This window comes from Arthrobacter sp. H41, from assembly GCF_000520535.1.
Lineage (GTDB): Bacteria > Actinomycetota > Actinomycetes > Actinomycetales > Micrococcaceae > Arthrobacter_D.
In genome coordinates this window covers 23,698-30,461 of the sequence record NZ_KI914786.1, presented here as the reverse complement: position 1 = coordinate 30,461, position 6,764 = coordinate 23,698, and the positions used below count along the sequence as shown (strand labels likewise).

Genomic DNA, 6,764 nt, shown 5'->3' with positions numbered 1-6,764 from the left:
GCGGCGGACGCGGCCGAGGAGATGCCCGCCGGTGCCGGGATGCCCGTGGGATCCGATGCCGGATCCTGGGGCTCGGGCGCGACCTCGGGCTCTGGTTCGACCTCGTCGGGAGCCTCTCCTGCTCCGGTGCCGGCCGCGACCGGTGCGGGCACCGAGGTGGGCTGCTGCGCGGCGGCGGGCGCCCCGTTCACCTGAAGCCGCAGCTCCTCGTTCTCCTGGTTGAGTCGGCGCAGTTCCACGACGATCTCGTCGAGGAAATCGTCGACCTCGTCCTGGTCGTATCCTTCACGGAATTTCGTGGGTTGGAACCTTTTGTTCACAACGTCTTCTGGCGTCAAGGCCATCTGGTCACCTCGTGGGAGTTATCAGGAAGGCCGGCGCTCAACACGGCCTTGCCTTCGGTACCGGAAATTGTGGACATGGAACAACCGCTTTCCATCAAGCTGGAATTCAGCGTATATCTTTTGGAACCCAAGTTCCTAAACTGCTCAGAGTGCCAGGCTGGCCGACACACCCATCAGAATGACGACGGAAATGAAGAGGACGAGGAAGGCCAGGTCCAGTGAGACGCCGCCCAGCCGAAGGGGCGGGATCAGGCGCCGCAGTGCCCGGATCGGTGGATCAGTGACGGTGTAGACGCCCGTGGCCAGGACGAGCGCCCACTTCTTGGGGCGCCAGTCGCGGGCGAACATCTGCACCGCGTCGTACACGATGCGGATGATGAGCGCGAGCTGAAACAGCATCAACACGAGGTAGACGAGGGCAAATACCAAACTCACAGAGAAGTTCCAGTCCTTTGGGCCTTACGGGGGTGCGGCAAGTCCGGAAAACCTGCGGATTCAGCTCTGGTTGAAGAAACTGGTCTGCGCCTCACTGGCTTTCTGGTCTTCGCCAAGGACTTCAATATACGACGGTGACAGCAGGAACACCTTATTGGTGACCCTTTCGATGCTCCCGTGGAGACCGAAAACCAGGCCCGCGGAGAAATCGACGAGACGTTTGGCGTCGGATTCGCCCATGTCCGTGACGTTCATGATGACGGGAATGCCGTCGCGGAAGCTTTCGCCGATCAGCTTCGCGTCGTTGTAGGACCGCGGGTGGACGGTGGTGATCTGGCGGAGGGAGGAGGAATCCTCCCGAGAGGAGTGGGCACGCTTGATGGGAGTCACCGGGGCGCGGTACTCGTCGATGGATACGCTTCGTGCTGCGGGAGCCGCCTCGAGGTGGCGTTCTTCGCGGTCGTAATCCACTGCGTACTCCTCGTTCCTGCCGTGCGCGCTTCGCGGTTCGGGCTCATAGTGCTCGTCACCATCGGCAAGCCCAAGGTAGATCATTGTCTTGCGCAGTGCGCCAGCCATGGTAGCTCCTGTCATCTCAAAAGGTGGAACGTCTGGTCGTTCCCGTGGCATTTCTGGTGTCGACCCCGGTATCCCCGCCGTTATAGCTCAGACGCTACCGCAAGGGAGGACGCGGACCGAGCACATCAGAGCCGATCCGGAGGTGTGTCGCACCAGCGGCGATCGCCGCTTCGAGGTCGGCGCTCATGCCGGCCGACATGCCGGTTGCGCGGACATCCACCGCCCGCACTGCGGCGGCGAGGTCCCCCAACCGGCGGAATGACGTGAGGGGATCGGCTCCGAGGGGGGCGACCGCCATGACGCCGGCGAGGGCCAGCCCCGGAGCCCCGGCGATCCGGACGGCGAGTTCCTCGATGAGTCCGGGCGATGCTCCGCCCCGGGCGTCGGCGGCGGCCTCGTCGAGATTGACCTGGACGAAGCAGGAAAGGGGGTCCCGGGGATGCTCGCCCCGCTGTTCGCGGTGCTCGTTCTCCGCCGCCCAGCCCTTGGCGAGCGCATTCACCAGGGACACCCGATCCACTGAATGGACGGCGTCGGCGTACCGAACCACCGATTTCGCCTTGTTCGTCTGCAGCTGGCCGATGAAGTGCCAGTGCAGGCGACAGTCGGATGTTTCCTCCGCCTTCGGAGCTGCTTCCTGGTCCCGATTCTCGCCGACGTCGAGAATCCCGAGACCGGAGAGGATCCGCACATCGGACGCCGGAAAGTACTTGGTGACGACGATCAGTGCCGGCTCCGGGCGTGCGGCGTCGGCCGACGCTGCAGCTATCCGGTGCCGTACTGCCGCCAGCCGGTCGCGCAGTTCCGCCGCCCGGCCGCCGGGAGCCGGGTTCAGGTCCTGCATCGCGCCCCCGCCATGTCCGCCATCATGTCCGCCATCAAGTCCGCCGTCACATCCGCCAGACGAGCCCGGCAAGCCGTCCCGCACCTGGCTCTCGCCGGTGGGAGAAGAGCCCGGGGTTCTCCAGGGTGCACCACGAATTCGACGGGTCCGGACGCACGGCATCCGACCCGGAATCCGACCTGACATTCAATCCTGTATTCAACCCGACATTCGGGAGGATGCTGCCCGGGTGGACGGCGCCGGACAGGACCTCGACGCCGAGCTCTTCCAGCTGGCCGGTGACGGCTGCCGGAAGGTCGAGGGACGGGCTGCCGGAACGGGTGCGGGCCCTCGCGGCAGGCACCAGTGCCGCCATTTCGTCCCTCATCGATGCCGGCACCTCGTAGCACCTTCCGCAGACGGACGGCCCGATCCATGCTTCGAGATCCGTTGCCCCCTGCTCCCGCAAGCGCGCCACGGTCCGGCCGACGATGCCGTCGAGGATTCCCTGCCGGCCTGCGTGCACCACCGCCGTGGCCCGGCTTCGCCGGTCGGCCAGCACGATCGGCACGCAGTCGGCCACCAGGACGGCCAGGGGAACCGAGCCGTCGGCGGACACCATCGCGTCGGCGTGGATCACAGGGTCAGCGTGAACACCAGCGCGAGCTCCCGGCTCGTCTCCCCCGCCGCCGTCCAAGGGACCGACGTCGGCGACAACACTCGAGTGGGTCTGGTTCATGAAGCGCAGGCGTCCAGGGAGCACCCCCAGCGACGCCTCGAGGGCGCTACGGTTGCGCGTCGTCGACTCCGGATCATTCCCCACGGAGAACGCCAGGTTACCCGCGGCCGCACTGGTGAACGCCACATGCAGCCCCGGGCGCACCTGCTCACGCCAGAAAAACACTGTGCCGGACGTCCCTATTTGAGGAAATCGGGCACGTCGAGGTCGTCGGAGCGGCCCGAGGACAGGTCCTGCTCCACGACCGCGGGCAGATCGACGTCGAACCCTGCGTCCGCCGGAACGGCCTGTCCACCGGAGCGCTGCTGCGACCAGGCACCCAGTCCGGCCGAAGCGGGAGCAGCCGCACGGCGGTTCTCACCGACCGTGGGGGCCGCGGCAGGTTTGAGCGCAGGAGCGGCGGGCTGGGACGTGACATCCACCTGGTCGAAGCCGGCCGCGATGACGGTCACACGGGCCTCATCTCCCAGAGCATCGTCGATCACGGCACCGAAGATGATGTTCGCTTCGGGGTGCGCGACCTCCTGGACCAGCCGGGCTGCCTCGTTGATCTCGAAGAGGCCGAGGTCGGAACCACCCTGGATGGACAGCAGCACGCCATGCGCGCCGTCGATCGATGCCTCGAGCAGCGGGGACGCGATGGCGAGCTCCGCGGCCTTGACGGCGCGGTCCTCGCCCCGGGCCGAACCGATCCCCATGAGCGCCGAACCGGCGCCCTGCATGACGGACTTCACATCCGCGAAGTCGAGGTTGATCAGGCCGGGAGTGGTGATGAGGTCGGTGATTCCCTGGACGCCGGACAGCAGGACCTGGTCAGCGGACCGGAAGGCATCGAGCATCGACACGTTGCGGTCGCTGATCGAGAGCAGCCGGTCGTTGGGGATCACGATGAGGGTATCGACCTCCTCGCGGAGGGTATCAATGCCGGACTCCGCCTGGTTCGACCGGCGGCGGCCCTCGAACGTGAACGGCCGGGTGACGACGCCGATGGTCAGCGCTCCCAGCGATCGTGCGATGCGGGCCACGACGGGCGCACCGCCCGTACCGGTGCCGCCTCCCTCGCCGGCGGTGACGAAGACCATGTCCGCACCGCGGAGTACTTCCTCGATCTCCTCTGAATGGTCCTCCGCTGCGCGCCGTCCCACCTCGGGATCGGCGCCTGCGCCCAGGCCCCTGGTCAGTTCACGGCCGACGTCGAGCTTGACGTCGGCGTCGCTCATCAGCAGCGCCTGCGCGTCGGTGTTGATCGCGATGAACTCCACCCCGCGGAGACCCACCTCAATCATCCGGTTGATGGCATTCACGCCACCACCGCCGATGCCGACGACCTTGATGACGGCCAAGTAATTCTGCGGTGCTGCCACGTCCTGTGTCCCTTGTTCGAATCTCTACGCTGTATGGGGGTCCGTCCGGCCGGAACCGAACCTCGTTCAACGTTAACCTTCAGGATGAAAGTTAACGTTATGTCAAGTAACTTCTATCTTGACGCTATGGGCAGCGGGCCGCTGTTGCAATGACATCGGCCGCGTGTCGCACCGATTGCTGCAATTCATCGGGATGCCAACAGCCCTGCCGTGTCACCGTGTCACCGGTCGATCCGGTGTGCTGACATCGAACTCCTTCACGGGGGGATCCGTCGGCGGCATCGCGAGGAGGGCGGTCAGCACGCGCGCTTTGGCGGCGTTCCGCTCGGCGCTGCCCCAGAAGATCTTCTGGTCCCCCGACAGGGAAAGCTGGATGGAGTCCGGGCTCGACGCCGAGGCGCTGTTCAGCCGCCCGAGGACGTCCGCCGGAAGTTCCGCCAGCACCTCGGTGATCGAGGGGAAGACCGCGGAATCGATCGCCGCGGTTCCGCCGTCGATGAGCGGGAGCTGCACCGTGTCCCGATCCGCCACGGTGCCCAGTTGCCGGCCGGTGGAATCGATCAGGACGAATCCGCTGGTGTCCTGCACGATGGCCACGGGGGTTCGCTCGGTGACGGTGACCACCAGCGTCGAGGGTGGTTCCGCGGCAACATCGATGTCCTCGATGGGTGCCTTGTCCTTCAGAAGATCGCGGACCCTGCCGTCGGAGATCTGCGTCAGGGGAACGCCCATGAGGGGAGCAAGCGCAGCGGTGACCTCCTCCGTGGGAACCAGCGAGTTCCCCTGCACCTCGAGTTCCCTCAGCGCCAGCGCCGGGGAGAACACGAGGTAGGCGACCAGGCCCGCAAGGGCCAGGACAAGGAGGGGAACGGAAATCAGCACGTAACGTCGGCGCCGTCCGCGCGGCGGTGCGGGAAACTCGAGGACGGTGGCCGAGGGAACGTCGACGGACGGGACGGCGGAGGCGGCGTCGGAAGGAACAGCAGCCGGCGAACCGTCGTCGAGCACTGAAACCCGGCTGGAGTTCGCGCGGGTACCGCCGCCGGGTACCGCACTGCTGCCGGCTGGAGTGCGGGGTTTCCTAGGAACCATCAGCCGCTCCGTCCTGCGGGGTCCCACCGGCGCGAAGCAGCTCGACGAGCTGCATGCCGTACGCGGTGACGTCCCCGGCGCCGACGGTGAGGATGATGTCACCCTCGGTGGCGCGCGCCACCAGCGACTGCAGGGCGGCGGCAGGGTTCTCCTCATACGTGCCGGCGGGTCCCATCCGATCGGCGATGAGCCAGCCCCCGACGCCCGGCACCGCGTCCTCGCGGGCAGCGTAGACCGGAAGGATGGCCGCGGAATCGGCGATGCCGAGCGCGTCGGCGAAACCCTGGGCGAATTCGCTGGTCCTCGAATAGAGGTGGGGCTGGAACAGGACGTGGACGGCGTGGTCCCCGGCAACGGTGCGCGCGGCGGTCAATGCTGCTGCAACCTCGGTGGGATGGTGGGCGTAGTCATCGAACACGCGCACGCCCCGTCCTGCACCGCGGGCCTCGAAGCGGCGTGCGGCGCCCGAGAAGAGGGCGAGGTGCGCCGCCGCGACCGCGGGATCAACGCCGAGCTCGAGTGCCACGGCGAAAGCAGCAGCGGCATTGAGGATGTTGTGCCGTCCCGGAACGCCGAGCTGGAGTTCCTGCCGCGCGTCGAGGCCGTCGACGACGAAGGACAGGACGCTGTTCGAGGTGCTTCCGAAGGCGCGCGTCGCCTCGACGCGGATGTCAGCCTCCGCCGCGTAGCCGTAGGTGCGCACGCGCCTGCCCGGAGTCGTTCCTGCGACGAGCTGTGCTGCACCCGGGTCGTCCGCGCAGGCCACGAGCAGCCCGTTCTCCGGCACCAGCTCGGCGAACCGGCGGAACACCGCCGTCACCGCGTCCGCCGTTCCGTAGTGGTCGAGGTGGTCCGCCTCCACGTTCGTGACGACCGCGATGGACGGCACGTAGTTGAGGAACGAGCCGTCCGACTCATCGGCTTCGGCCACGAAGATGTCCCCTCCGGTCCACTGGGCGTTGACGCCGAGCGCCGCGACGTCGCCGCCGATCGCGAACGACGGCGCAAGCCCGGCGCCCTGGAGCATCACGGTGATCATCGCCGTCGTCGTCGTTTTGCCGTGCGTGCCTGCGACGGCGACCGTTCGCCGACCCGCCATGGCCGCGGCGAGGGCCTCGGACCGGTGGAGAACCGGAATCCCGCGCCGTTTCGCTTCGACCAGCTCCGGGTTGGATGTCCGGATGGCCGAGGAGATCACGACGGTCCCGGCGTCGGCGAGGTTCGCCGGATCATGGCCCACGTGCACGCCCGCGCCGAGGGCGGCGAGGGCGGCGAGCGCCTTCGAATCCGAGGCATCGGATCCCGTGACGCGCAGTCCCTGTCCGAGCAGCACCCGCGCCACGGCCGACATGCCGGCCCCGCCGAGTCCGAGGAAGTGGACCGGCTCG

General features: G+C 67.3%; 7 protein-coding genes and 1 pseudogene. All 8 read right to left on the bottom strand.

Annotation, left to right across the window (positions count from 1 at the left end):
* Nucleotides 1-114: 114 nt before the first annotated feature.
* Nucleotides 115-344, bottom strand: a pseudogene (locus Y705_RS23075) (DivIVA domain-containing protein); the annotation flags it as partial.
* A 144-nt stretch (nt 345-488) separates the two neighbouring features.
* Nucleotides 489-779: a YggT family protein gene (locus tag Y705_RS0107475; RefSeq protein WP_026532407.1), complete on the bottom strand. Its 291-nt coding sequence runs from the start codon at nt 777-779 to the stop codon at nt 489-491.
* Nucleotides 780-839: 60 nt separating this feature from the next.
* Nucleotides 840-1,358: a cell division protein SepF gene (locus Y705_RS0107470; RefSeq protein WP_026532406.1), complete on the bottom strand. Its 519-nt coding sequence runs from the start codon at nt 1,356-1,358 to the stop codon at nt 840-842.
* A 94-nt stretch (nt 1,359-1,452) separates the two neighbouring features.
* A complete protein-coding gene (locus Y705_RS0107465) occupies nt 1,453-2,202 on the bottom strand; it encodes a YggS family pyridoxal phosphate-dependent enzyme (protein ID WP_026532405.1) in 750 nt (249 codons plus the stop codon).
* Nucleotides 2,203-2,248: 46 nt separating this feature from the next.
* Nucleotides 2,249-3,085 carry a purine nucleoside phosphorylase YfiH/LACC1 family protein gene (locus tag Y705_RS0107460; RefSeq protein WP_026532404.1) on the bottom strand — a complete coding sequence of 279 codons (837 nt, stop codon included), beginning with the start codon at nt 3,083-3,085 and terminating at the stop codon, nt 2,249-2,251.
* A 14-nt stretch (nt 3,086-3,099) separates the two neighbouring features.
* Nucleotides 3,100-4,284, bottom strand: a complete 1,185-nt coding sequence (ftsZ, locus tag Y705_RS0107455) for a cell division protein FtsZ (RefSeq protein ID WP_026532403.1) — start codon at nt 4,282-4,284, stop codon at nt 3,100-3,102.
* 213 nt (nt 4,285-4,497) lie between these two features.
* Nucleotides 4,498-5,376 carry a cell division protein FtsQ/DivIB gene (locus tag Y705_RS18220; protein ID WP_049822427.1) on the bottom strand — a complete coding sequence of 293 codons (879 nt, stop codon included), beginning with the start codon at nt 5,374-5,376 and terminating at the stop codon, nt 4,498-4,500.
* The coding region (murC, locus tag Y705_RS18215; protein ID WP_049822426.1) for a UDP-N-acetylmuramate--L-alanine ligase at nt 5,366-6,764 on the bottom strand (1,399 nt) is incomplete at its 5' end. The genes murC and Y705_RS18220, both read right to left, overlap by 11 nt.

What these genes read in the sequence shown, in the direction of transcription:
- Y705_RS0107470 (WP_026532406.1), bottom strand. Translation starts at nt 1,358, where the DNA reads ATGGCTGGCGCACTGCGCAAGACAATGATCTACCTTGGGCTTGCCGAT.
- Y705_RS0107465 (WP_026532405.1), bottom strand. Translation starts at nt 2,202, where the DNA reads ATGCAGGACCTGAACCCGGCTCCCGGCGGCCGGGCGGCGGAACTGCGC.
- Y705_RS18220 (WP_049822427.1), bottom strand. Translation starts at nt 5,376, where the DNA reads ATGGTTCCTAGGAAACCCCGCACTCCAGCCGGCAGCAGTGCGGTACCC.